This is a genomic window from Haloarcula salinisoli (assembly GCF_019599405.1).
Lineage (GTDB): Archaea > Halobacteriota > Halobacteria > Halobacteriales > Haloarculaceae > Haloarcula > Haloarcula salinisoli.
Map to the genome: position 1 here is coordinate 889,050 of NZ_RKLQ01000002.1, position 23,973 is coordinate 913,022.

Annotated in this window: 21 protein-coding genes and 1 tRNA gene; 14 read left to right on the forward strand and 8 right to left on the reverse strand. The window is 65.8% G+C overall.

Annotation, left to right across the window (positions count from 1 at the left end; genetic code table 11):
• Positions 1 to 30 precede the first annotated feature (30 nt).
• On the forward strand, positions 31 to 411 hold the full coding sequence (locus tag EGD98_RS21300; protein WP_425433351.1) for a PD-(D/E)XK family putative nuclease: 381 nt from the start codon (positions 31 to 33) through the stop codon (positions 409 to 411).
• 38 nt (positions 412 to 449) lie between these two features.
• Positions 450 to 1,292: a DUF6414 family protein gene (locus EGD98_RS13780; RefSeq protein ID WP_220588945.1), complete on the forward strand. Its 843-nt coding sequence runs from the start codon at positions 450 to 452 to the stop codon at positions 1,290 to 1,292.
• A gap of 213 nt (positions 1,293 to 1,505) precedes the next feature.
• On the opposite strand, the gene EGD98_RS13785 is transcribed toward EGD98_RS13780, so the two are convergent.
• The 4 genes from EGD98_RS13785 to EGD98_RS13800 all read right to left on the reverse strand — a co-directional run bounded on the left by EGD98_RS13785 (position 1,506) and on the right by EGD98_RS13800 (position 4,050).
• Positions 1,506 to 3,266 (reverse strand): DUF7845 domain-containing protein, encoded by a 1,761-nt coding sequence (locus EGD98_RS13785; protein WP_236039480.1) that lies wholly within the window; start codon positions 3,264 to 3,266, stop codon positions 1,506 to 1,508.
• A 109-nt stretch (positions 3,267 to 3,375) separates the two neighbouring features.
• A complete protein-coding gene (locus EGD98_RS13790; protein WP_220588946.1) occupies positions 3,376 to 3,573 on the reverse strand; it encodes an RNA polymerase sigma factor in 198 nt (65 codons plus the stop codon).
• Positions 3,570 to 3,806 (reverse strand): hypothetical protein, encoded by a 237-nt coding sequence (locus EGD98_RS13795; protein ID WP_220588947.1) that lies wholly within the window; start codon positions 3,804 to 3,806, stop codon positions 3,570 to 3,572. Before EGD98_RS13795 ends, EGD98_RS13790 begins: the two co-directional genes overlap by 4 nt.
• A gap of 171 nt (positions 3,807 to 3,977) precedes the next feature.
• Positions 3,978 to 4,050 (reverse strand) — tRNA-Pro (locus EGD98_RS13800).
• A 544-nt stretch (positions 4,051 to 4,594) separates the two neighbouring features.
• Between EGD98_RS13800 and EGD98_RS13805 the strand changes: the two genes are divergently transcribed.
• From EGD98_RS13805 to EGD98_RS13815, 3 genes are read left to right on the forward strand one after another with little or no spacing between them, the layout of a single operon-like run.
• Complete coding sequence (locus EGD98_RS13805; RefSeq protein WP_220588948.1) at positions 4,595 to 5,770, forward strand: NAD-dependent epimerase/dehydratase family protein; 1,176 nt, start codon at positions 4,595 to 4,597, stop codon at positions 5,768 to 5,770.
• On the forward strand, positions 5,770 to 6,705 hold the full coding sequence (locus EGD98_RS13810) for an NAD-dependent epimerase/dehydratase family protein (RefSeq protein WP_220588949.1): 936 nt from the start codon (positions 5,770 to 5,772) through the stop codon (positions 6,703 to 6,705). The genes EGD98_RS13805 and EGD98_RS13810 overlap by 1 nt, the downstream gene beginning before the upstream one ends.
• Entirely contained in the window at positions 6,698 to 7,666 is a 969-nt protein-coding gene (locus EGD98_RS13815) for an NAD-dependent epimerase/dehydratase family protein (RefSeq protein WP_220588950.1), read from the forward strand. The genes EGD98_RS13810 and EGD98_RS13815 overlap by 8 nt, the downstream gene beginning before the upstream one ends.
• A 17-nt stretch (positions 7,667 to 7,683) precedes the next feature.
• Here the strand turns inward: EGD98_RS13815 and aglM are convergent, their stop codons facing one another.
• Positions 7,684 to 8,988 (reverse strand): UDP-glucose 6-dehydrogenase AglM, encoded by a 1,305-nt coding sequence (gene aglM, locus EGD98_RS13820; RefSeq protein ID WP_220588951.1) that lies wholly within the window; start codon positions 8,986 to 8,988, stop codon positions 7,684 to 7,686.
• A 158-nt stretch (positions 8,989 to 9,146) separates the two neighbouring features.
• Between aglM and EGD98_RS13825 the strand changes: the two genes are divergently transcribed.
• Genes EGD98_RS13825 through EGD98_RS13840 form a run of 4 tightly spaced genes read left to right on the forward strand, consistent with a single transcriptional unit; the run spans position 9,147 to position 12,506 of the window.
• Positions 9,147 to 9,932, forward strand: a complete 786-nt coding sequence (locus EGD98_RS13825) for a DUF4129 domain-containing protein (protein ID WP_220588952.1) — start codon at positions 9,147 to 9,149, stop codon at positions 9,930 to 9,932.
• Positions 9,929 to 10,534 carry a DUF7269 family protein gene (locus tag EGD98_RS13830; protein ID WP_220588953.1) on the forward strand — a complete coding sequence of 202 codons (606 nt, stop codon included), beginning with the start codon at positions 9,929 to 9,931 and terminating at the stop codon, positions 10,532 to 10,534. The genes EGD98_RS13825 and EGD98_RS13830 overlap by 4 nt, the downstream gene beginning before the upstream one ends.
• The gene (locus EGD98_RS13835; RefSeq protein WP_328762990.1) at positions 10,531 to 11,829 is read left to right on the forward strand and encodes a DUF58 domain-containing protein; all 1,299 of its coding nucleotides are present in this window, start codon (positions 10,531 to 10,533) and stop codon (positions 11,827 to 11,829) included. The genes EGD98_RS13830 and EGD98_RS13835 overlap by 4 nt, the downstream gene beginning before the upstream one ends.
• Positions 11,826 to 12,506 carry a DUF7519 family protein gene (locus tag EGD98_RS13840; RefSeq protein WP_220588954.1) on the forward strand — a complete coding sequence of 227 codons (681 nt, stop codon included), beginning with the start codon at positions 11,826 to 11,828 and terminating at the stop codon, positions 12,504 to 12,506. The genes EGD98_RS13835 and EGD98_RS13840 overlap by 4 nt, the downstream gene beginning before the upstream one ends.
• On the opposite strand, the gene EGD98_RS13845 is transcribed toward EGD98_RS13840, so the two are convergent.
• The gene (locus EGD98_RS13845) at positions 12,478 to 13,446 is read right to left on the reverse strand and encodes an AAA family ATPase (RefSeq protein WP_220588955.1); all 969 of its coding nucleotides are present in this window, start codon (positions 13,444 to 13,446) and stop codon (positions 12,478 to 12,480) included. The two genes, EGD98_RS13840 and EGD98_RS13845, sit on opposite strands and share 29 nt — an antisense overlap.
• Positions 13,447 to 13,588: 142 nt before the next feature.
• On the opposite strand from EGD98_RS13845, the gene EGD98_RS13850 reads away from it, so the two are divergent.
• Positions 13,589 to 13,807: a hypothetical protein gene (locus tag EGD98_RS13850; protein ID WP_220588956.1), complete on the forward strand. Its 219-nt coding sequence runs from the start codon at positions 13,589 to 13,591 to the stop codon at positions 13,805 to 13,807.
• A gap of 20 nt (positions 13,808 to 13,827) precedes the next feature.
• Here the strand turns inward: EGD98_RS13850 and EGD98_RS13855 are convergent, their stop codons facing one another.
• Together EGD98_RS13855 and EGD98_RS13860 are read right to left on the reverse strand one after the other, a co-directional pair.
• Positions 13,828 to 15,660 (reverse strand): ArnT family glycosyltransferase, encoded by a 1,833-nt coding sequence (locus EGD98_RS13855; protein ID WP_220588957.1) that lies wholly within the window; start codon positions 15,658 to 15,660, stop codon positions 13,828 to 13,830.
• Between the two features lie 121 nt (positions 15,661 to 15,781).
• Positions 15,782 to 17,620, reverse strand: coding sequence for an ArnT family glycosyltransferase (locus EGD98_RS13860; RefSeq protein WP_220588958.1), 1,839 nt, complete (start codon positions 17,618 to 17,620; stop codon positions 15,782 to 15,784).
• Positions 17,621 to 17,745: 125 nt separating this feature from the next.
• Here EGD98_RS13860 and EGD98_RS13865 point away from each other — a divergent pair, with 125 nt between their 5' ends.
• From EGD98_RS13865 to EGD98_RS13880, 4 genes are all read left to right on the forward strand, one after another.
• Positions 17,746 to 18,525: a formate/nitrite transporter family protein gene (locus tag EGD98_RS13865; RefSeq protein ID WP_220588959.1), complete on the forward strand. Its 780-nt coding sequence runs from the start codon at positions 17,746 to 17,748 to the stop codon at positions 18,523 to 18,525.
• A 93-nt stretch (positions 18,526 to 18,618) separates the two neighbouring features.
• Positions 18,619 to 19,530, forward strand: coding sequence for a UbiA family prenyltransferase (locus EGD98_RS13870; RefSeq protein ID WP_220588960.1), 912 nt, complete (start codon positions 18,619 to 18,621; stop codon positions 19,528 to 19,530).
• Between the two features lie 136 nt (positions 19,531 to 19,666).
• Positions 19,667 to 21,331 carry a histidine kinase N-terminal 7TM domain-containing protein gene (locus tag EGD98_RS13875; protein WP_328762994.1) on the forward strand — a complete coding sequence of 555 codons (1,665 nt, stop codon included), beginning with the start codon at positions 19,667 to 19,669 and terminating at the stop codon, positions 21,329 to 21,331.
• A 74-nt stretch (positions 21,332 to 21,405) separates the two neighbouring features.
• On the forward strand, positions 21,406 to 23,742 hold the full coding sequence (locus tag EGD98_RS13880; protein WP_220588961.1) for an STT3 domain-containing protein: 2,337 nt from the start codon (positions 21,406 to 21,408) through the stop codon (positions 23,740 to 23,742).
• Positions 23,743 to 23,973: the final 231 nt, after the last annotated feature.

A 23,973-nucleotide genomic window follows, 5' to 3' on the forward strand; every position in this document is an offset into this window, starting at 1 on the left:
GTGTATATATAAAACCGCGCGAAGCACGCGATGAATCGCAGTCACAAAGCGAACCACTACGGGACGCTCGTCGAGCGGAAGGCCGCCGAGCGATATGGGCTGGAGTTAGATCGGGCGAGCTGGCACGACGCGCGGCGAGAAGATGGGACGCCAGTTGAGATCAAGTCCGCGATGCACCGTCACAGCGATGGGCAGCCGGGAACGTTCAAACTCTACGACCAGTACCACGACAAGCTACGGGCGGCAGATGGGTGGTATGTCTTCGGTGTGTACCGAGTTCGTGGGCAAGGTGTGGAGGTTCTACACTGGGAAATGAGGCATTCGTCAAGGCTTCCTCTGTTGCACTGGCACGGCGGAGGTGACCACCGCAATGCAGACCAAGCAAAAATAGAATTAGCTGACATATTTTAATCTTGAATATTATATGAAGAGAGGGCGAATAATAAATCATGGAAGAGCTTAGAGATTTCATATACTTAGACGATGTTAGTGTTAATAGCCATCTATCGTCTTTAGGTCACGGAGTTCCATCAGCAATTACTGAGTCAGAAGAAGATCAAGAAGAGAAGTCAGGAAGTTTGGCTGGGAAAATATGGGGTATTGGTGGAGAAGGAGGATATTCAAAACAGGATATAAACAGTACTCAAACCAAGCTGGAAATCACTGCTCCCTATCGGTTCCGCGATTTACTCTCGACTCTCAAAGACAAGGGAATACAGATTCACGAAAATCCAGATCCAGAATACAGGCAATCAGGAGATATGGTGAGGCTTGAAGGCGTTATCGAACCAATGGCTTTATTCAAAGTTGAAGCTGCTGTTAAAGAGCTCTCTGAAATATTCAGTCCTGATCTTGTTGATGACGTTCATAATATTAACCAAGAGCCAGGAAAGGATGGTTGGAGTAAAGAGCAAACTCAACAAATTCAATCTGTTGCATCATTTGTCGAGAAAATGACTGGTGAAGAAATTCCACTAAGAATGAAAACCCCTGGGGGACATTACGGTGTTCCACTAGACAGGACGAAAATGCGAAAAGATCCGGTCAAACAGTTTGGGGACGAGAAAGAATTCACCGTCATTGGACGGATAGATAGGACTCTCCAAAGCGGAGAAAGCTGGGATCCCGTAAGCGCTTCAAGTGCCCCAGAAGAATATATTTCTGAGGACACTGGGGAATGGAGCGCCCAATTGAGGAAAATAAGTAGTCAATTCAATTTGCAGGTTGAAATAAAGGATTGGGAACTCTCTGGACCGTCCGCAATAATCCATCCAATTGGTCTATTCTGGTAGGCGTATGCGGTGTATTTTGATTCAGTGGCCTTAGCCACACGACTAAGGGGAACCCGGAAGCTCGTCTTCCGGGTTCCCCCTGGTCGCGCGGCTGGGTGACGTGACCGAAGGGAACGATCCCAGCCGCGCGACGCGCGATTTCCGGGTGAAAGAGCACAGAATTGCCGCTAAAACAGGGTGAGAGACAGTGATGCCTCTATCCAGGGGCCGGCGCTACCCGCCGCGCCACTCGTCAGCTGGCGGGCAGCCGGCGGCCTTCCAGGCCTCGAAGTCGAAGGCCTCGTTTCGCCGCTCCTGCTCCTCGCGGCTCATGTAGTCGTCCTGGCGGTAGCCCTTCTGGAAGGCGTTCCGTAGGTCTCGGAATCGCTCACGGCCCGTCTCAACCGTCTCTACGACGACGTGAATCCCGTAGGTGTTCGCCTCGACACACTCCGAGTAGGCCGTACGGATCTCTCGAAGGATCTCTTTCGCCTCGTCGAAGTCCTCTGGTGTGTAGCCCGCCTTCAGCAGTTTCCGGCAGTCGTCGGCTTCGACTTCCGAAATCGCATACTCGCGACGAACTCGCGCCCATCGTGATCGAGCGCGTTCCTCCGCGGCGTCGGCCAGCTCCATCGTCGCGCTCCCGATCTCCTGCTGGAACCGGTCACCGGCAGCGCGAACCCGCTTCAGCAATTCCTGCTGAATCTTCTTCGACTCTAATTCGAGTTCGCCGTAGGTGTGCCGAATCAGCCCCTCCAGCCGGTCGACCACCTCACGTATCGTCCGGTACGTGTAGCCGGTCTTCTCGGCGGCCTCCTGGGGCGAGACCTTCCCGCCGTCGGTCAGTAGCATCTCCGTCACGTCCCGGTCGGCAGTCGTCATATCGCCCCACAGTTGCATCACGCGGTGTTCCTGGTCGTCTTCGATCTTCGGCAGCGGACACTGTACGAACTTCCGCGCTTCCGTGGTGTTCCGCACGTCCCAGTACGGGTCGAAGTCGACGAAGATACTGCTCTCGGCGGTCGTCGCCAGCCCACACCAGTCGAGGCAGTTCAGTATCGTCTCCTCCAGCTCCCGCCGGGCGTCGTCGAGGTCGTCCCACCGGACGGTCTCGTCTGTCCTGGCGGTCTGATAGGCCACTTCGAACTTCGGATGATACGGCGCCTCGTCGGGCTCGTAGCTGTCGGGTTCGCGCGGGTAGTAGTGCTTCAATTCCTTCCCCAGCCCATGCCCACGGACGAGTTCGCCGGCCTTCTCGTCCTCGACGACGGATTTCACCATGTAGCCGGGAATCTTCGTGTTGTCTTCCTCGTGCTTCCGGTAGCCCGACCGGTCGCCCTGGATGAGCGTGTGGGCGCGGGCTATCGGTCCGTCGGCGGCGTACAGCGGCCCGCTGTCTGACCGGTAGAGACGCACGTAGTAGGCGAGGTCGTTGATGTGGCTGTCCGGGTGGGGCTGGTCGAAGTATCGCGCAGCGATGCCGTAGGCGTCCATCACGCGCTTCACGAGCGACAGGTACCGCTCGTGGGGGATGTTCGAAGCCTGTACCTGCACGTCGATGTAGGGCTCGCCGTACTGCGGTACTGAGACGGGCTTGCCGTCCGCGGTGAGGTTCGGCCACCGTGGTCGGACGGTGATTGTCCCACCCTTGATCCGCGGGTCCTGGTCGGCGCGCTCGCCGCGGTAGGTCGGGGAGTCCTTCGAGACGAAATAGAACTGGAACTCTCGGACGTTCTCAATCTGGAACGACGGATTATCCCACGGGTCCAGCCCGCTCTCGGAGTAGTCAAAACAGGTGGCCCACGTCTCGCCGGCCAGCTCGATCTCCTCGGTCGGCTTCCCGTCAGTCTGCCAGCGGTCGCCCCACTCCTTGATGAGTGAGTCCATCGCGTAGTACGGTTTCAAGCCGTAGTCGGGGACACCTGGGTCAGGGTGAACCCCGATGGTAAAGCGCACGTCGCCCTCATGAGGGGCGCACTTGAGGTGCCGCGACATGGCTACATCCCGTCCTCGATGCCGGCGACCGGCTGCATCTTCGCCCAGTCGAAGGCGCGGGGTTCGCTCGCCTCTACGTCGTAGAGACGGGATGCTCGGACGAACTCGCTCACGCGCCGGTCACCTCCAGTTTCTCGCGCGCTCGCCGTAGGAGGTTTCCGACAGTGCCCGGTGAGCGGCCAGTTTCGCGGGCGTACTCGCGGGGCCCATACTGGCCCATGCCCACAGCTTCGTACACCTCCCGTTCCGCCTCGGTGAGCGCCGACAGGTCGGGCTCGTAGTCGAAGAGCGACGACTGCGGGCTCACCGCCAGTCACCTCCGAAGCACTCCGGGTTTCCACAGAGTTCGTAGTGCGGACGATAGGCAGCCAGGGGAACGTCGGTGAACTCGGCGTCAGGCCGATAGTCAGCCTCGGGACAGGCCGGCCGGGGCTCGTCGGCATCGGGGTCGAGCCGGTGGAGCGTGTCGGCGTACTGCGAGCGGTTCCGAACGCCGGTGTCGGTATCGGGCTCGCGTCTGGCCGTCGCGCTCCGACTCATGGGCGACACACCCCGTTATCGACAGCTGGGCAGCGCTGGTCGGGCTCAGTTATCCACTCGCCACAGTAATCGCAGATGAGCCGGCGCTCAGGCTCGGCACGGCTCATAGCGACCACTCCCGAAACCGGCCGCTAATGGTTAGGAAACCCTGGAAAAAGGGTTTGTAGGTAGTGGGCCGGCGCGAATTCGAATCGCGGTTACGGCCACCCGAAGGCCGAAGGATACCAGGCTACCCCACCGGCCCGTGCGATAGCGAATGAAAGATGGCGAGGGCGATTTTTAACCCTTCCGGAACCGACCGTCCTGGAATCGGAACCCGATACAGGGAAACAGATTACGACAGCCAGAAAGCCCCCGGGCGCTCGGGTCGCGCGCCTCGCTGTCGTCCGAGAGAGCGCAGCTCTCTCGTGATCACGAAAGGCGCTTTGCGCCTTTCGAACGACGCTCCTCACTCGCTTCGCTCGTTCCGGTGCTTACGTCGTTGTGCTTTCCCGAGCGCCCGGCCCCTTTCAGTCCCGCCCAACACAGATTGACCAACCGGCGACGGGTGGGACTGAAAGGGGCGGCCAGCTACAAGACGGCGGACGACGCAAGCACCGCAGGGAACGAAGTGACCGAGGAGCGCAGCGAGGCCCCCGAGTGTAGCTGGCCGGGGCTTTCTGGCTGTAAGCAGTCACGAGAACACTGATACCGACAGCAACGACCACAGTTCGAACAACACCACTCGCTGCTAGCGCGAGTACAGAAAATATATATCACTCGCGAGTTACTCACGAGCCGAGTAACTAATGACGATACTCGTCACCGGGGCAGACGGCTACATCGGCTGGCCCACAGCGCTGCGCATCGCGTCGCGAACAGACGAACGAGTTGTTCTGGTCGACAACTTCGGCCGCCGGGAGTGGGTCGAGGATATCGGGTCGACCAGCGCCGTCCCCGTGGCCTCTATCGACGAGCGCCTCGAGGCCGCCCGGGAGACGCTGGGTATCACGAACATGTCCTTCGTCGAGGGCGACCTCGTCGAGCGGGCCTTCGTCGACGAGCTGCTGCAGGTCCACGAGCCACGGGCCGTCGTCCACGCGGCCGCCCAGCCCGCCGCGCCCTACTCGCAGATCAACGGCGAGCGAGCGAACTTCACGCAGCACAACAATCTCCAGTCCACGCGGAACCTCCTGTGGGGTCTCGAAGAGAACGACCTCACGGACACGCACTTCATCGAGACGACGACGACGGGCGTCTACGGCGCGCCGGAGTTCCCCATCCCGGAGGGCGGTGCGACGATGGAGAACCAGGGCGAGGCCGACGAGGTGCCGTTCCCGGCGATGGCCGGCTCCTGGTACCACCTCACGAAGTCCCACGACGCGGCGAACATGCGCCTGGCCCACAAGCAGTTCGACATCCCGGTCTCGGACGTGCGCACGGCCATCACCTACGGGACCGAGACCGCCGAAACTCGGGAGGACGACCGGCTCAAGACCCGCTTCGACTTCGACTACTACTTCGGGACGGTCACGCACCGCTTCTGTGCCCAGGCCGTCGCGGGCTACCCGGTCACCGTCTACGGCAAGGGCGAGCAGCGCAAACCGTTCGTCTCGCTGGAGGACGCCGTCGAGGGGCTGGCCCAGCTCGCGCTCGGTGACGCCGACGACCGGCCGGAGGGCCTCACCGTCTACAACCAGGTCACCCGCGCCATCAGCATCGTCGAGATCGCCGAGACCATCGCCGACGTGGGCAGCGAGTTCGACCTGGACGTCGCCGTCGAGCACTTCGAGAACCCGCGCGACGAGGACGAGACCCACAAGATGGAAATCGAGTACGACCGCTACGAGGCTCTCATCGGCGAGCAGGACCAGACCTTCGAGGAGGGCGTCGAAGACATCTTCGAGACGCTGACCAGCTACGCCGACACCATCGAGGCCCACGAGGACCGCTTCCTGCCGGGCGTCCTGGTCGACGAGGAATAATGACCACCGACGTGCTGGTCACGGGCGGCTGTGGCTACATCGGCAGCGACCTGATTCCGCGCCTCGCGGACGACGACCGGGTCGGCGAAGTCGTCGTCCTCGACAGCCTGACGTCGGGCTCCCCGCGGGCGCTCATGGGCGCCGTCAACGGGAAACTGGAGTTTCGCCGCGGCGACGTCCGAGAGTACGGCGACGTCGAGAGCGCCATGCGTGGGGTCGACACCGTCGTCCACCTCGCCGCTATCACCGGCGCGGCCAGCACCCACGACCGCCGCGAGGAGACCGTCGCGGTCAACTACGACGGGACCGAGAACGTCCTCACGGCGGCCGGCAAACTCGGCGTCGAGAACGTCGTCTTCGCCTCCTCGTGTAACGTCTACGGCCGCGCGACCAGCACCGACATCGACGAGACGGTCGACCCCGACCCTATCAACCCATACGCGGAGACGAAACTCGACTCGGAGACGCTGCTCGCGGAAGCCTGCGAGGAGTTCGGGATGGACGGCACCGCCCTCCGGATGGCGACGAACTTCGGCTACTCGCCGGGTATCCGGTTCAACCTCGTCGTGAACTACTTCGTCTTCCGGGCGCTGACGGGGCGGACCCTCACTGTCTACGGTGACGGGTCGAACTGGCGGCCGTTTATCCACGTCAGCGACGCCGCCCGGGCGTACAAACACGCCGCCCTGGAGCCCGCAGCGTGGGACCACCATGTCTACAACGTCGGGGCCAACGACGCCAACTACCAGATAGCGGATATCGCCGACATCGTCGACGAGGAGGTCGGCGCGGTCGACATCACCTATCTGGAGGACGAACACCCCGGCCCGTCCTATCACGTCAACTTCGACCGGCTAGAGACTACGGGTTTTACACCACAGACCACCCTCCGCGAGGGGGTCCGCGACATCGCAGACCGATTCACCAATGGCTGAGCAACACATCGCTATCACCGGCGCGGCCGGCTACATCGGCAGCCGCGTCCTCGTCGAACTCGAGGCACAGCACCCCGACTGGGAGATAACCGCGATCGACAACTTCTATCTCGGCGACGTCCGGTCGGTCGGCGACGTCGACGTCGAACACGTCGACATCCGGAACCGCGACCGCCTCGAAGCGGCCCTGTCTGGCGCCGACGTCGTGATGCATCTGGCGGCGATCTCGGGCGTCGACGACTGCGAGGAGAAACAGGACCTCGCCTACGAGTGTAACGTTCAGGGAACCAACAACGTCGCGTGGTTCTGCCGGAAGACCGGCGCGGCCATGATATTCCCGTTCTCGATGGCGGTGCTTGGCGACCCGACGGAGTTCCCCATCACGGCTTCGCACCCGCGGGACCCGATGAACTGGTACGGCCGGACGAAGCTCCTCAGCGAGCGCGCCATCGAGGACTTCGCCGACGGCGCCTTTCCCGCCCACCAGTTCATGATATCGAACCTCTACGGCGGCCACGAGATCGAGGGCCGGGAGATATCCAAAGGCACCGTCATCAACTTCTTCCTCTCGCGGGCGACGGCCGGCGAGACACTCACCGTGTACGAGCCCGGCACCCAGTGTCGCAACTTCGTCCACGTGAAGGACGTGGCCCGAGCCTACGTCCGCAGCGCCGAGCGACTGGTCGACCAGCTAGAGGCCGGCGAGACGGGCGTCGAGAAGTACGAGATAGCCAGCGACGAGGACCCCGGCGTCGAGACCGTCGCCGAACTCGTCCAGTCCGTCGCGGCCGAACACGGCCACGAGGTCGACGTCGAACTCGTCGAGAACCCCCGCGCCGGCGAGGAGACGCTCGTCTCGGAGTTCCCCGTCGACACGACGGCGGCACGTGAACAGCTGGGCTGGGAGCGCCAGTACGACGTCGAGTCCGTCGTTCGCGAATACTTCGAGGCCGAGGAGTAGGCTCGCCCGCTGCCGGCCTACCAGGTCAGTCCTTCGTACGTGATTCCCTCGCGCCGGTCGACGATCCGCCGGCCGTCGACGACGACGGACGCTTTCATCGCGTCGAACTCGCTGTCGAGCGCCGCGAACTCGTCCCAGTCGGTGACGACGATTGCACCGGAGGCCCCCGCCAGCGCGTCTGCGGCCGAGTCGGCGTACTCGATGTCGGGATACTTTTCGTGCATATTCTCGGTCGCGACGGGGTCGTAGGCGACGACGTCGGCCCCGCGTTCACGCAGCCCCTCGATGACCGGCACCGCCCGCGTGTTGCGGATGTCGTCGGTGCCGGGCTTGAACGAAAGCCCAAGGACAGCGACGGGCTCACCGCGCACGTCCACGTGGTCGTCGAGCAGGGCGAGCAGGCGCTCGGGCTGGGCGTCGTTCAGTTCGACCGCGGCGGAGAGGACGGCGGGGTCGTACCCCTGCTCGCGGGCGGCGGCGATGATGGCGTCGGTGTCTTTCGGGAAGCAGCTGCCGCCCCAGCCCACGCCGCTGCGCAGGAACCGCTCGCCGATGCGGTCGTCCAGGCCGATAGCGTCGGCGACCTCGTAGGCGTCGACATCGAACTCCTTGCAGACGTTGCCGATGTCGTTGATGAGGCTGACCTTGCTCGCGAGGAACGTGTTGTTGGCGTACTTTATCATCTCGGCCTCGGCGATGCCGGTCTCGACGACGGATACCTCGCTCTCGGCGGCCTCCCGCAACGGGAGATACAGCTCTCCCAGCGCGGCGAGGGCGCGTGGGTCGTCGGCACCGAAGACCAGCTTGTCGGGGTTCAGAAAGTCCGCGACGGCAGTGCCCTCACGCTGGAACTCGGGGTTCGAGGCCACGAGGAAGTCCGTGCCTCGTTCCAGGCCGGCCTCGGCGATGCGGGGGGCGAGGCGTTCGTCGGTCGTCCGGGGGATGACGGTGGATTTGGTGACGACGAGGTGGGGCTCGTCGCGTCCGTCACCGTCAGCCAGCGCCTCGCCGACGCTCGCCGCGCCGGCTTCCATGTACTGGAGGTCGATGCTGCCGTCCTCGTTCGAGGGGGTCGGCAGGGCGAGCATCGTGAGTTCGGTGTCCCGGATGGCGTCGTAGTCAGTCGTCGCCCGCAGTCGACGCCCGCCGTGTTCGGCGACCAGTTCGTCCAGGCCCGGCTCGTGAATCGGCGACTCGCCGTCGTTGATAGCGTCGACGATGGCCTCGTCGATATCTATCGTCGTGACCTCGTGGCCCAGGTCGGCCAGACACGCCGCGACGGTGGTGCCGACGTAGCCGCTGCCGACGATACTGACGTTCATTGCCCCTGGCTTGACCGTCACGGGTCATGAGAAATCGGGGCCTTCGAGGGGGCGCGCGACGCGTGTTCCGGGCCCCGTGAGACCGGCGCTCGCGCCCGCTGTGGGCCGATAGTCTGCCTATAACAAGGCCAACCTATGCCCCAGCCCGCACTAACTGAATGAACACCGAACGGATACTCTCGGCTGGGATGGCCATCGTCGTTATCGCCGCTGTGGGGCTCTCGGCGTCGACGCTTTCGGCGTCGATGTCGACGGACCCGTCGGACGCGGTCGACGTCCAGTGGGAGCTGCTGCCGCTGGGTGAGGACAGCCAGGGGGAGATAGAAGCGGCCGCCCAGGACGTCGACGAGCGGTACCGCCAGGGCGACGGTGGCGGGGACGCCAAGCAGCCCGACTCGAAAGCCGGCGACGGGTCACAGGAGGGACAGGAACGCGGCGACCCCGGGGACCCGGAGTCCCAGAACGAGCAAGCTGGCGAGAGTGACCGCCGCGCCGACAGCGCCGGCCAGCAGGGCGACGAGCAGGCCGGTGGGTCGGCGTCGAACAGTGACAGCGGCCTGGCCCCCGGCGACTGGCCGCTGCTCCTGTGGCTCGGGCTCGTTCTGGCGGTCGTAATACTCGCCTACCGCTACCGGGAGCGGCTCCGCCGGGCCATCTGGGGCGACCCCGCTGACCCGGGGACCGACCCACTGGCACCGGCCCCACAGAACGACGTCGAGCGGGCGTGGGTCGAGCTGGTCGAGCGGGCGGGCGTCGACCGGCCCCGCACGCGTACCCCGCGTGACTGTGCCCGCCGCGCGGTCGAGCGAGGGTTCGACCCGGGACAGGTCGACCGGCTCCGTCGGACCTTCGAGGACGTGCGCTACGGGACCCAGCCCCCGAGCGACGAACAGGCCCGCCTCGCCCGCGAGACACTCGCCAGCCTCGACGGTGAGCGCGCGTGAGCGCGACCACTCGCCGCGCTGGCTGGCTGGCGCTCGTGGCCGTCGGCGTCGTCGCCTTCGCGCTGGCGCTTTTCCCCGGCGTCGCGACGCTGTTGCCCGTCGCGTCGGTCGTCGCGTGGCTCGGCAACGACTACTTTCTGCTGGGGGCCTTCGGCGGCGTCGCGCTGTTAGTCCTGGGCTGGATGGTCGCCCGGCGCGCGACGGGCCACGTCGAGCAGGCGGCCCCGCCCGACCCCGAAATCGTCCCCGACGCCCCCCGGCCGGGCGAGCGAGTCGACGACCTGCTCGGCCGGTGGCCGTGGCACCTCTCGGCGGCCGACCGTGACTACCTGCGCGAGCGCCTCCGGACGGCCGCTGTCTACGACCAGCTGGGCGACGGTCGGAGCCGAGCGAGCGCCAGGGAGCGCGTCGAGTCGGGGGCCTGGACCGACGACCCGGTGGCGGCCCGCTTTCTGGCCGACGAGTCGGCCGGACCGACGGTGACCGAGCGCCTGGGGCTGGCGCTGCGTGGCGACGCCTGGACACAGCACGCGGCCCGCACGACCGCCCGCGTGCTGGTCGAGGCTGGCACGGACCAAACAGCCGGCGGTGACGGTCGGTGACGGTCCGTACGACCGGGCGCTGGCGCGGTATCGTCGCCGTCGCGCTGTTTTTCGTCGCCGTCGGCGTCCTGACGGACCGCCCCGCGACGCTGCTGGTCGGCGTCGTCGGCGCGGGCATGGCGGTGTATCCGCGGCTCTCGCGGCCACCGACGGTCGAACTCGAACTGGAGCGACGCCTCGGCGACCGACGGCCCGCGAGCGGCGACCCGGTGACGGTCACGACCAGCGTGACAAACACCGGCGACCGGACGCTCGCCGACTGTCGGGTCGTCGACGGGGTCCCGGCGATGCTCTCTGTCGCGTCGGGCAGCCCGCGCCACGCCGCCGTGGTCCGGCCCGGCGAGACCACCGAGTTCAGCTACGCCGTCGAGACCGAGCCCGGCCGCCACCAGTTCGACCCGGCGACGGTCATCGCCCGCGATATCACGGGCGCCCACGAGGTCGAGACGAGTGTCGCCGCCGGCACCGAGATACAGGTTGGGGACGCCGTCCCCGAGTTACCGGTCCGCGAACAGCCCGACGGTTACGCGGGGCGGCTCGTCACGGACGAGGGCGGCAGCGGCATCGAGTTCCACTCGGTCCGGGAGTACCGCCCCGGCGACCCGGTGGGGCGTATCGACTCGAAACGGTGGGCCAGAACGGGCGAGCTAACCACCGTCGAGTTCCGCGAGGAGCTACCCACGTCGGTCTGCCTGCTGGTCGACGCCCGCGCGCCGGCCTACCGGGCCGAAGCCGACGGCCGCCCGAACGCGGTCGCCCACTGCCTCGCCGGCGTCGAGCAGCTCGTCTCGGCGCTCTCGGAGACGCGGGACGCCGTCGGCCTGGCCGCCTTCGGTCGGGAGCTGTGTTTCCGCGCCCCCGGCGTCGGCGCGGACCACGAGACGGCGCTGTGGCAACTGCTCGGGACCCATCCGGCCTTCGACGCGACGCCGCCGGGCCACGTGCGAGCGGGTGGCGGGGTCGACGGCGAGGAGACGGACGGCGATCTCGACCGGCAGGCGACGCTGCTGCGCAAACAGCTCGGGACCGACACGCAGGTCGTCGTGCTCTCGCCGCTCTCCGACGAGGGTATCGTCGAGACGATACGGACGCTGTCGGCCGCCGGCCACACGACGACGGTCATCAGCCCCGACGTGACGGCCGACGGGAGCCTGGGCCGGCGGCTGGCGGGCCGGGAGCGGCGCATGCGACTGCGCACGCTCCGCGGGGCCGACGTCCCGGTCGTCGACTGGGACCCGGCAACGCCGCTCGGGACGGTGCTGCTGGACGAGGGACGACGGCGGTGGTCCGCGTGAGTGAGGTTAGCCATCGGCCGACGCCGCTGGCCAGCGGGCTCGCGCTCCTGCTCTGTGGCGTCTCGACAGCGATACTCGCACCCACGCTCGACCAGCGCGTCGCTATCGTCGCCGCCCTCGCCGGCGTCGGCCTCGTCGTGGCCGGTGGTCGCGAGTTCGAGGCCCCCGTCCCGCAGGGATGGCTCTGGACGGCCCTGGGCGCGGCGCTCGTCCTCGGGGCGATTCTCCGGGGCGAGACGCTCGCTGACCCCCGCCAGAGCATCGAACTGGTGCCCGGACTCGTCGGGATGGCGCTGGTCGGACTCGGCGTTCGCCCGCTCGGCCAGCGCTTTGCCCGTCGGTTCGTCTCCGCCGGGCTCGCTGTGATGATAGTCGGCGTGGCGCTGGTCGGGGTCTTCGAGGCCGCCGGCCCGCTGCGTCTGCTGGGCGGGACCGCCGCCGCCATCGCCGCGTGGGACGTCGCCGAACACGGTATCAGTCTGGGCGAACAGCTCCGCACCGACGCCCGGACCCGCTCGGTAGAACTGTTACACACCGGGACGACGTCGGCTTACGGCGCCGTCACGGTGGTCGTCGCGCTGGTCGTCTACGAGCACGGCGCGACCGGACTGCCACTTTCCGCGCTCGTCCTGTTACTCGCCGCTGCGGTCACTCTGTTGGCGCTGCTCTATAGGTGACTGTCGGCACTGCCACGTCGTCGAGTAAGTCCGCGACGACAGCGTCCTTCGCTACGTCCTCGACGCGGGCATCCGGCGTCAACACGAGCCGGTGGGAAAGCACGACCGGCGCGATTTCGGCGACGTGGTCCGGCGTGACGTACTCGCGCCCTCGCACGACCGCGAGCGCCCGGGCCGCCTCGAACAGCCGCTGGGTCCCCCGCGGCGAGACACCGGTCTCGACGCGACGGTCCTCGCGGGTCGCCCTGGCCAGGTCGACCACATAATCCCGGACCTCGTCGGCGACGTGGACCGCTTCGGGCGCCCGCCGGAGCGCCGCCGGGTCGACGCCCGGACTCGGCTGGACTTCGGGCGTGCGGTCGGTGCGTGCGGCCCGGCGGTCGACGAGTTCTCGCTCGCCGGCCTCGTCCGGGTAGCCCAGGCTCGTCTTCACGATGAAGCGGTCGACCTGTGCCTCCGGCAGCGGGAAGGTACCGTCCTGTTCGATGGGGTTCTGCGTCGCGATGACGAAGAAGGGCTCGGGTAGCTCGTGGGTCCGGCCCTCGATGGTGACCTGTCCCTCGGCCATCGCCTCCAGCAAGGCAGCCTGTGTCTTGGGCGAGGCCCGGTTTATCTCGTCGGCCAGCACCACGTTCCCGAAGATGGGGCCGGGTCGGAACTGGAAGTCGCCCGATTGCTCGTCGAAGACGTAGGTGCCGGTCACGTCCGCGGGCAGCAGGTCCGGTGTGAACTGGATACGTGAGAAAGAGAGTCCAAGCGCCCCCGCCAGTGAGCGGGCCGTCAACGTCTTGCCAGTGCCGGGAACGTCCTCCAGCAGGACGTGGCCGCGCGCCAGAAACCCCGAGAGGACGGTTTCGAGTGTCTCGCGCTCGACGATCACAGCACCCGAAACGGTATCGATGACGGTGTCGCAGTGGTCGGTAGTTGTGTCCGTGCTCATCGGGCGAGGGTGGGCGGGTTCGAGGGTTTGTTATCACGCGCCTACTCGCCGAGCAGGAGCGGCGACCACACACTAGTCTCGAACGCGTTGCAGGCGCAAGGTGGCCACTCACCCCGCTGGTCCCCCCTACGCTCTAGTCGCTATGGCACGAAACGCACTCGGCTGGTTCGGCTGGTTCTCGGTCGCCGGCTTCGTCATCCTGACAGCGCTGTACGTACTCGACCTGTTCGCCGACTCCCTGTGGGCGTTCTCGGCGTTCTGGACGCTCGTCGTCGCCATCCTCGCCGGCATCGGGGCCCTCGCCCTCTACGCCGGGCGGGACCCGACGGCGGATACGTACGAGGAAGACACGGCCACCTGAGCGGCCCCGACAGCGACGCGTCACCAGTGTACAGGTCGGGATTCGACACACTCGCCTTCGAGGCGGAGGATGGCGACGTACTGGTCGCTCGCGAGTTCCTGCTCGTCGCCGTACTGGTCGCTGTGCGGGTTGATGCCCAGCGGGACCAGGTCCCGAAGCGACCCCGGTTCCGGGCGGTGTGGGACGAAGTTCGGCGGTCGCTCGCCGAACTCGGCGACGATTTCGTAGTTGTACTCACCCTCCAGTAGCGCCCGGATATACTCCGCTCGTGGCCCCGGGGCGAAGTTGACATAGGTGCTGCGCTGAGAGTCGGGGATATCCTGCAGATACAGCAGTTCTTTGTCCCCGACCTGAATGTACTCGGGACAGGGGTCCCGCTCGGGTGACCCGTCCGGTTCCAGCGGCGTGTTGAGGTCCATCCCGTGCGGGATGGCGTTCTCGAAGAAGGCATGGTAGTACACCTCCATCGTCGCGTCCTCCTCGGCGTTCTCGTTGAGCCACTCGGTCGCCTCGTCGCGGGGCATAGAGGCGTACATCCCGGCGCCGACACCCGCGTAGATAGCCGAGCTGACGACGACGACGGCCATCACCGCGCGGCCGACGGTCTGTCGGTTGGTACGCAGTCTGTCGAGCGTGTCGGCGAGCAACACCGCCACGAGCGGGAAGGTGGGGGAGATGTGATGGACGCGCCAGTCGTGCCACCGCGAGAAAAAGAGGAGGTAAAGCACCAGCGACGCCACGAGCATCGCCCGCTCGTCGAACCCCGGGACCCGCTCCCGGAGCGTCGCCCGGCTAGGCGCGAGACGTACGAGATGGGCGATACTGGCGACCAGTGCGCCCATAGCCGCAATCAGCAGCGGCCAGCCGAAGCCGCTGGCGTAGGTCCGCAGGAACCACCACCACGTCGGTGCCGTGGGACCAATGGCGTTTTCGAGCCGGTTGGTCTTGCCGAACCAGCGGGCGAACAAGGCGTCGAAGTCCCCGACCAGCGACGACGGGAAGCCAACGAGGATGACGACGGCACCGAGCGCGGCCCCGCCGACCAGTAGCCGCGGTTGCCAGAGCGCTCGCCGGAGCGGGCCGTCCTCGCCGCGGGCACGCAACAGGAACGCGAGGGCGATAACCGGAACCACGAGCCCGAGCGTGAGTTTGAACGCGATAGCCAGCCCGCCGACGGCGCTCCCGGCGTAGAACTGGCGTCGCTCGCCAGTCTGGAGGTAGCCGACGAGGAAGTACAGCGCCGCCACGAAACACATCATCGCCGGGATGTCCTCGCCGCCCTCCTTGGCCAGTTTGAGGAACCCGAACGTCACTGTCAACAGAACCGCCGCGAGCCGCCCGGTCGCGCGGCCCTTCAGACGCGCCCCCAGCCGATAGACGAGATAGACGGTCACGACGGCGAAGATGACGTTCGTCAGCCGGACGAAGACCAGGCTCCAGGTCCATATCCACCGCGGCGTCGCCGCCCACACCTCGTAGTAGCCGTACGCTCTCGACGGGGTCCCGATGGCCGTAATGGCGTCCAGCTGGCCAGTGACCGCGGCGACCAGAACGACGGGTAACACCGCCAGTAAGTACACCCACAGCGTCGCGCCGAACGGTTCACGACTCCACGTGACGCCCCGTCGGAGCCCCTCGAAACTCGGGTCGGCGATGACGGAGCCGTAGGTCACAAGCGCGTCTAACACCCGGTCGTATTCGTCCCACGTCGCGAAGCTGGGAACGCGGTGCCAGAACCAGAAGCCGGCAAGGACGAGTGCCGCGAGAAGGATATAGCGGAGGTACGGGTCGTCTCTGAGGTCGGCATACAGTTGTCTCTTTGCGCGACCGAGCCATCCAGCGCGGGCGTCCATTGGGTTTTATCTGGAGGAGTATATACAAAAAAAGCACAGATGTGAGCTGGCCGGGTGCGGGTCTGTTAATCGGCTACGGCGGCGAATGCCCGGCGTCGGTTTCTCGCCCGGGAGCGAGCTGTTACCACGGCGCGTCGCGGGTCGCCTCGCTCGGTTCGGTGCACTCGCCCTGTCGCTCCAGGATAGCGACGTACTGGTCGCTCGCGAGCTCTACTTCGTCACCGTACTGGTCGCTGTGTGGGTAGATGCCCAGCGGAGCGAGCTCGCGCAGAGAACCCGGCTCCGGGCGACGGGGGACGTAGTTCGGCGGTCGCTCGCCGAACTCCGCGACGACCTCGTAGTCGTACTCGCCGTCCAGCAGTGCCCGGATGTACTCCGCCCGGGGGCCCACATTGGAGTTTACCTCCGAACTGCGCTGTGCGTCGGGGATATCCTGCAGATACAGCAGTTCTTTGTCGCCGACCTGGATGTACTCGGGGCAGGGGTCCCGCTCCGCCGGCCCGTCCAGCGGCGTGTTGAGGTTCATCCCGTGGGGGATGGCGTTCTCGAAGAAGCCGTGGAAGTACACCTCCATCGTCGCGTCCTCCTCGGCGTTCTCGTCGAGCCACTCGGTCGCCTCGTCGCGGGGCATCGAGGTGAACTGCCCGACGCCGACGCCGGCGTAGATGGCCGCGGTCACGACGACGACGGCCAGCGCTGCGTGTCCGACCCGCTGGCGGTGGCCGCGCAGACGGTCGAGCGAGTCGGCGAGCAGGAGCATCGCAAGCGGGAACGTCGGCAGGATGTGATGGACCCGCCAGTCGTGCCACCGCGAGAAAAAGAGGAGGTAGGCGACGAGCGCCCCCACCAGCAGCGCCCGCTCGTCGAACCCCGGGGCCCGCTCTCGGAGCGCCGCCCGACTGGGCGCGAAGCGGGCCAGATTGACGATACTGGCGACCAGTGCGCCCATAGCCGCGACCAGCAGCGGCCAGCCGAAGGCGCTGGCGTAGGTCCGCAGGAACCACCACCACGCCGGTGCCGTCGGTCCGACAGCGCGTTCGAGCCGCCCGGTCCGGTCGAACCAGCGGGCGTCGATGGCCTGGAAGTCGCCCACCAGCAGCGTCGGGAAGCCCAGACAGATGACGACGGCGCCCAGGGCGGCCCCGCCGACCAGCAGCCGCGGCCGCCAGAGCACTCGCCGGAGCGGGCCGTCCTCGACGCGGGCTCGCAACAGGAACGCGAGGGCGATAATCGGAACCACGAGCCCGAGTGTGAGTTTGAACGCGATGGCGAGGCCGCCGACGGCGCTCCCGGCGTAGAACTGGCGGCGCTCGCCTGTCTGAAGGTAGCCGACGAGGAAGTATATCGACGCCACGAAACACATCGTCGCTGGCATGTCCTCGCCACCCTCCTTGGCCAGCTTGAGGAAGCCGAAGGTGAGCGTCAGCAGGAGGGCGGCGAGCCGGCCGGTGGCGCGGTTCTCCAGTCGTGTGCCCAGCCGGTAGAGCAGATAGACGGTGACGACGGCGAAGACGACGTTCGTCAGCCGGACGAAGACCAGGCTCCAGGTCCATATCCATCGGGGCGTCTCCGCCCAGACGGGGTAGTGACCGTACGCGTAGGCCGGGTTCCGCATCGCCGCGATGGCGTCACCCTGCCCGGAGAGGAGCGCGACCAGGACGACCGGCAACACCGCCAGCAAGTACACCCACAGCGTGGCGCCGAAGGGGGCACGGCTCCAGGAGAGTCCGTCACGGACCCCGTCGATACTGGGGTCGTGGACGATCTCGGCGTAGGCGACCAGGGCGTCTAACACCCGGTCGTGTTCGTCCCATGTCGCGAAGATAGGGATGCGATGCCAGAAGCCGAAGCCGGCCAGTAGCACCGCCCCAACCAGGAGATAGCGGAGATACGGGTCCGCCCGGAGGTCCGCGTAAAGCTGTCGCTTTGCGCGACCAAGCCATCCGGACCGGGGACCCATTTGGCTGGCCTTGGGGGAGGGTGTATAAAAATCTACAGTATCGATACGGGTGGAAACTAGCCTAAGCAACGGTTACGGCCGCGAACGCTCGCCGCCGTTTTCGGGCCCGTGGCCCACTACGGCGTATGCCAGCAGCCCCGACGCCGGACGAGGTCTTCGACCGGGCGGTCGAGGAAGGACAGCGTCGACTCGACCAGTCGCTGCTCGAACTCGTCTCGACGAGTTTCATCGCGGGCTTTACCATCGTCTTCGGACTCGTCGGACTGGGCATCGTCGAGAGCCGCCTGCAGCCGGTCGGCCACGGCGTCGCCGCGCTCGGCGGGGCGGTGGCCTTCGGCGTCGGCATCGTCTTCCTCGTCGCGGGCCGGACGGAGCTGTTCAACGAGAACTTCTCGGACCCGACCGCCGCGGCCGTCGACAGCGGTGAGGTCACAGCGCTGTGGGCGCTCCTCCGGTTGTGGGTCGTGACGCTCGTCGGGAACCTCGTCGGCGGCGGACTGTTCTCGCTCGTCTTCGTCGTCGAGGGCGCCGTGCCCGCCGGGACGCCCGCAGTGCTTGCCGCAGTGGCGACCGAGAGCGTCGGTCGAGACCTGCTTGCCTCCTTCGCCCGGGCTATCGCTGGCGGGGCGCTCGTGAGCCTGCTCTCCTTCCTGCTGGTCTCGGTCGATAACGAGGGGAGCCGCCTGGCGCTTTCCTACGTCGTGGGCGTCCTGCTCGCGCTGGGCCCGCTCGAACACGTCATCGTCACGGCGCTGCACGTCTTCCTCGGGGTGCTCTTCGGCGCTGGTGTCGGTGCGACCCGGTTCACCATCGTGGTGAGCGTCGTCACGGCCGGTAACATCGTCGGCGGCCTGGGACTCGTGACGTTCGCACACGTCGCACAGGCCGCGGGCGCGAGAACGTGAGCGACCAGTGCAGACATGGCGTTATATCCCCCTTATTGACACGTTTTGTGTAGATTAATTTTCTGTTCGCGCTACAAATAATCCAACGCAGCTATGCAAGCTAATCCGCAGAACAATGTAAACGGTCTATCAGTACTGTACGGCTTACTACAGGCGTGGGTCTATCGACTCGGGAGACCCGTCCGTGACGCCCTGCTCTACAGTTCGGCGTACCTCGCGTTCATCGCCGCTGGGGAGGTCCTCATCGTCACGGAACTACTCTCCTTGCCACTGAGTCCGGCGCCGCTCGTCGCGGCGCTGTTGACCTTCGCCGTCTACGGCAACGACAGATTGGCCGACGTCGAGGCCGACGAGAAGACCTCGCCCGCGCGGGCCGCTTTCGTCAGACGGAATCAGGACCTGCTCTACAGCCTGTCGGCGGTCGCGTACGGGCTCGGTGTCGCCCTGGCAGTGCTGGGCGGGCCAGTGGCGTTCGCGATGGCATTTCTCCCGGGCGTCGTCTGGCTCTGTTACGCCAGCGACCTGTTTCCCGACGGGGCACGGCTCAGGCCACTGAAGCGGGTGCTCATCCTCAACTCCACCCTCGTGGCCGCCGTGTGGGCAGTCGGCATGACCTTCCTGCCGATAGTGTTCGTCGGTGCGCCGATACCGGCGTCGGCGCCCATCATCTACGTGTTCTTCTTCGGCACCGCGTTCGCCAACGTCGAGATACCAAACGTCGGTGACCGCGGGGGCGACCGAGAGGCGGGTGTCGAGACGTTGCCAGTCGTCTTCGGTGTCGACGGGACCCGGAAGGCGCTCTATGGGCTCCTCGCTCTGCTCGCGGCGATAGTCGGCGTCGGGTTCGGGGCCGGCGTCCTCGGGCTGGAGACGACGGCTGGCCTCTCTGTCAGCCTGCTCTGTCTGCTGACCGTCGTGACCTGCCTCGGGCGCATCCGGAACGACATCCTCACTGTCGCTGCCGAGTGTAGTCGGCTCCCTATCCTCGTCATCTGGCTGCTCTAACGCAGCCAGAGGCTGTCTGTAGGGGACGCTACGTCAGTGGCGGAGCGGCCGGGTGAGCGTGCCGGTGGCCACGGTCACTCGGTGTACTCTTTGGGGCATATCTATTAGTGTCGACCACTTTGAGATGTGAAATATAGTGCCATCTCTCGTGGTCATCAAGCTGGCGCTGCTGGCCTCCATCGCGGCCGGCATCTCGGTGGGGCTGCTAGCGTGGCGAGAGCGGCCGAAACCCGGGTCGGTGCCGCTGGTGTTGCTCATGGCGGCCCAGTCCTGGTGGTCAGCGGCGCTGATATTCCAGGTGCAGGCAGCCAGCCTCGAGGCGAAGCTGTTTTTCATCGATATCTCGTGGGTCGGTGTCACGCTCCTGCCCGTCGCCTGGCTCCTCTTCGTCCTCGAATACGGCGGTTACAACGAGTACACGACCCGGCGACACGTGGCGGGGATAATGCTCGTTCCCGCCATCACCATCTTTCTGGTGCTGACCAACGACTACCACCAGCTCGTCTATCGCGGACTGGAGATTATCGAACGAAACGGTGCCACGATGGTCTCGCGAACGCCCGCCGTCTGGTTCTGGGTGATAGCGGCCTACACCTATCTGCTGGGACTGCTGGGGCTCATCCCGATGCTCGACCTCGTGACGAGCCAGGTGCGTAGTTTCCGGAATCAGAGCGTCGCGCTCCTGCTCGGACTGTTTGCCCCGCTGGTGACGAATCTGCTCTTCCTGTTTGGCTACCTGCCGACGGCCGGCATCGACCCGACCCCAGTCGCCTTTACCGTCTCCGGCACCGCCTGTCTCTTCGCGCTGACCCGGTTCGAACTCTTCGGCTCGAGCCCGACTCCGATTCGTCACGCCCGGCGAGCGCTGTACAAGCAGATGCAGGAGGGTGCAATCGTCCTCGATACGCACGACACCGTCGTCGACATGAACGACGAGGCTGCGTCGGTGCTCCAGACGACACGGGAGGAGGCCCTGGGCCGGAACCTGAACGACGTCAGCCCGGACCTGCTCTCGATCGGTGGGTCGGCCGGCAACCACGTGTTCAATCCACCGAAGAACACCAGATCGTACGACGTCTCCGAGAGTCAACTCACGGATATCCACGACCGAACCATCGGTCGCATCATCACGCTCCACGACATCAGCGACCTCTTCCGGATGCAACAGCGTCTGGAAGTGTTACATCGCGTCTTCCGACACAACATCCGGACGAACATCCAGGTCATCCTCGGCCACGCGGGCCACCTGGCGACACACAACAGCCAGCAGAAAGCCGATATCCTCAAACAGAACGCTATCGAGATAGAGGAGACCGGCGAGAAGGTCCGCAACATCATCGACGTCTTCGAGGAGGGCCGGAAAGACCGCGAGAACCTGCGGCTTCATGCCATCCTCCGGGAGTGTGTCGACGCGACCGCACGGAGTTACCCCGACGTCACAGTGGAGTACGACCCCGGCCCCGAGGATATCGTCGTCGACAGTCTCTTCGACATCGTCTGCTCGAACGTCATCGAGAACGCCGCCCAGCACAACTCCAGTTCCGAGCCGTGGGTCCGCGTCGGCGTCGAACCGGGCGAGGAGACCGTCACGGTCCAGGTCGCGGACAACGGCCCCGGTATCGAGTCCCACGAGCTCGCACTGGTCGAGGAAGGGACCGAGACGCCGCTGAAACACGGCAGCGGCTTCGGGCTCGCCCTGACGGCCTGGGGGGCCGACATCGCCGGTGGCTCCGTGGCGTTCGAGTCCGATTCGTCGGGGACGTGTGTGACCCTGGAGATGCCAGTGGCTGGGCGGAGGTAACAGGTCGGGGGCGACGCAGTCGGCCCTGTTCGGCTCTCGATGGGTTTATTCTCCCCACGGGAATGTGAGCACACATGAGTGACGAGCGCGGGCCGACGGAACTACTCGACGAGCGGCCCGAGCTGGAATCCGCGCTTGCGGCCGCGCTTGCGGTCGACGACGAACACGACGAGTGGGGCTTCGACGACATCGACGTCGACTCGGGGGCCTTCGGGGAACTGGTCTCGCACGATGTCGTCGAGAAGCGCGGCGACGAGTACGCCGTCGCCGACCCGGCCGCCGTCCGCCGGGCGCTCGACGGCGACGACGCAGTGGGAGACGAGACGGCGACCGCGGAACGGGAGTTCGACCTCGACTGGCTCGCCGTACCCGACATCGACGGACGGGCCGCTGGCCTGCTCACGGCTGCGCTGGCGGTGGTGGTCCTCACCCGGACCTACGTCGTCAGCAGCGTCTACCGGGGCGGCGATATCGTCTTCTCGGGCAACGACGCGTACTACTACCGGTATCTGGTCGAACAGGTGGCCGAAACTAGTGGAGGGGCCGAGTTCAGTGTGCTGTCGGTGCTACCTGGTGCTGGTACCAAAGGCGAACCGCTGATGATCGCCACGCTGTGGTGGGTCGCCGAGCTACTGGGTGGGACCACCGAGACGATCGGCCACGTGCTGGCGTGGTACCCCGTCGTCTCGGCGGTCATCTCGGGCGTGTTCGTGTATCTGCTCGCCGTTCGGGTGACGAGTGACCGGCGCGTCGGGCTGGCGTCGGTGCTCTTCCTGGCGCTCATCCCCGGCCACGCGCTGCGGACGAGTCTCGGCTTTGCCGACCACCACGCCTTCGATTACCCGTGGCTGGGACTGACCGCCCTGGCCCTGCTGCTGGTCGTGACGACGGCGCAGGACCGGGCGTCGCTGCGGTCGCCCGTGCCGTGGGTCGGCAGTGTCCTGCTGGGTGTCGGTATCACCGGCCAGGTGCTGGCCTGGGAAGCCGGGCCGCTTCTGATTGTGCCCGTCGGCGTCGTCGTCGCGGCGAAGACGCTGCTGGACGTCGAGGCCGGACGGGAGCCACTGCGTGCGAACCTCCCGCTCGTCGGCGGGACCGGCCTCGCCGCGGCGCTGGTCTGGACTGTCCACACCAGCTGGGAGTGGCACACGGAACTGGTCGCGAGCACGCCGTTCCTGCTGTTCCTGGGGGTCTGTAGCGTCGTCGCGACCGCAGCGGTGGTCGCCAGAGCCGGCGGGACGACGCGACAGCTCGCAGCCGTCGAGGGCGTCGCGTTCGTGGTGGGGCTGTTCACCGTCCGGTCGCTATTCACCGAGCGCTGGGCGGAAGCGTTCAGCCGAACTGATGCGCTGTTTCGGAGCGATGATATCGCCGGGACAATCGGACTATTCGACCCCGGGACGGTCGGCTTCTTGCTCCTGTTTGGCTTCGCACTCGTCATGGCGCTGCCGGCAATGGTGCTTGGCGTGCAGTTCGCAACGCGGGACCGCGCCGACTGGCTGGTCGTGACGACCTACGCATGGTACTTCCTCGGCCTGGCCACTCTCCAGGTCCGCTTCGTGGGCGAACTCGCGACGTTCGCTGCGGTCTTTGCCGGCTACGCCTTCGTCTGGCTCGCTGCGAAGGTCGAACTGGCCCGCCCAGTGACCGGCGAACGGACAGCAGCCATCACCGACGCGGTGGTCCCCGAGACACGAATGGTGGGGCTGCTCTGCGTGCTCTTCTTGCTCGTCGGGAGCCTCGGCCTGGTCCAGGTACCGGTCAAGACGAGTCAGGTCACCATCGACGGCGGGCAGTATCAGACGGCGACGGCCATCGAACGTGACGCGGCCGAAAACGGGCTGGCGTATCCGGAGAACTACGTCCTCAGCCAGTGGGGGAAAAACCGTATGTACAACTACTTCGTCAACGGTGAGTCGCGGAGTTACAGCTACGCGCGGAATACCCACGAAGCGTTCCTCTCGTCCCCGAACGAGACCGAGTGGTACGACCGACTGCGTGGCCGGGTCGGCTACGTCGTCACAGAGGACCGCGCGGCCAGTCCTGAGACGATGCACTCGCGTTTGCACACCCGGTACGGCAGTCAGAACGAATCGGTCGCGGGTCTGGGCCACTTCCAAGCCATCTATGCGACCGAGAGCGGGTCGTACAAGGCGTTCGCACTGGTTCCCGGCGCCACCATCACCGGGACGACCAGTCCGAACGCGACGGTGACCGCGAGCGCGACCGTGGAGCTTCCGAACGGTACGTTCGAGTACGTCCGACGGACGCGAGCCGACGCCAGCGGCCGCTACCGCATCGGCGTCGCGAACCCCGGCGAGTACGCCGTCGAAAGCGACAACTCGACAGCGACGGTGACGGTCAACGAGAGTGCGGTCCGGAACGGGACAGAGCGACCGGTCGGACAGTGACGTGTTTCCAAAACAGAAGGCTCATTTTCGACTCCGACTGAGGAGCGGGTATGTGGCCCTTCGGACAGACCGCTCTGTCTATTTATGCTCGTGTGAATTTTTTTGCTCCGGTATTATATTGACCAATCCTTCGGACCAATATAAATTGTGATTATAGGGCTATTGGCCACTCCTGTCACATTAAGCTGGACACTACTGCTGAAAACTCAAGAAGTTGCGATTTCCACTCCA

What these genes read in the sequence shown, in the direction of transcription:
- EGD98_RS21300 (WP_425433351.1), top strand. Translation starts at nt 31, where the DNA reads ATGAATCGCAGTCACAAAGCGAACCACTACGGGACGCTCGTCGAGCGG.
- EGD98_RS13780 (WP_220588945.1), top strand. Translation starts at nt 450, where the DNA reads ATGGAAGAGCTTAGAGATTTCATATACTTAGACGATGTTAGTGTTAAT.
- EGD98_RS13785 (WP_236039480.1), bottom strand. Translation starts at nt 3,266, where the DNA reads ATGTCGCGGCACCTCAAGTGCGCCCCTCATGAGGGCGACGTGCGCTTT.
- EGD98_RS13795 (WP_220588947.1), bottom strand. Translation starts at nt 3,806, where the DNA reads ATGAGTCGGAGCGCGACGGCCAGACGCGAGCCCGATACCGACACCGGC.
- EGD98_RS13805 (WP_220588948.1), top strand. Translation starts at nt 4,595, where the DNA reads ATGACGATACTCGTCACCGGGGCAGACGGCTACATCGGCTGGCCCACA.
- EGD98_RS13810 (WP_220588949.1), top strand. Translation starts at nt 5,770, where the DNA reads ATGACCACCGACGTGCTGGTCACGGGCGGCTGTGGCTACATCGGCAGC.
- EGD98_RS13815 (WP_220588950.1), top strand. Translation starts at nt 6,698, where the DNA reads ATGGCTGAGCAACACATCGCTATCACCGGCGCGGCCGGCTACATCGGC.
- aglM (WP_220588951.1), bottom strand. Translation starts at nt 8,988, where the DNA reads ATGAACGTCAGTATCGTCGGCAGCGGCTACGTCGGCACCACCGTCGCG.
- EGD98_RS13825 (WP_220588952.1), top strand. Translation starts at nt 9,147, where the DNA reads ATGAACACCGAACGGATACTCTCGGCTGGGATGGCCATCGTCGTTATC.
- EGD98_RS13845 (WP_220588955.1), bottom strand. Translation starts at nt 13,446, where the DNA reads ATGAGCACGGACACAACTACCGACCACTGCGACACCGTCATCGATACC.
- EGD98_RS13850 (WP_220588956.1), top strand. Translation starts at nt 13,589, where the DNA reads ATGGCACGAAACGCACTCGGCTGGTTCGGCTGGTTCTCGGTCGCCGGC.
- EGD98_RS13855 (WP_220588957.1), bottom strand. Translation starts at nt 15,660, where the DNA reads ATGGACGCCCGCGCTGGATGGCTCGGTCGCGCAAAGAGACAACTGTAT.
- EGD98_RS13860 (WP_220588958.1), bottom strand. Translation starts at nt 17,620, where the DNA reads ATGGGTCCCCGGTCCGGATGGCTTGGTCGCGCAAAGCGACAGCTTTAC.
- EGD98_RS13865 (WP_220588959.1), top strand. Translation starts at nt 17,746, where the DNA reads ATGCCAGCAGCCCCGACGCCGGACGAGGTCTTCGACCGGGCGGTCGAG.
- EGD98_RS13870 (WP_220588960.1), top strand. Translation starts at nt 18,619, where the DNA reads ATGCAAGCTAATCCGCAGAACAATGTAAACGGTCTATCAGTACTGTAC.
- EGD98_RS13880 (WP_220588961.1), top strand. Translation starts at nt 21,406, where the DNA reads ATGAGTGACGAGCGCGGGCCGACGGAACTACTCGACGAGCGGCCCGAG.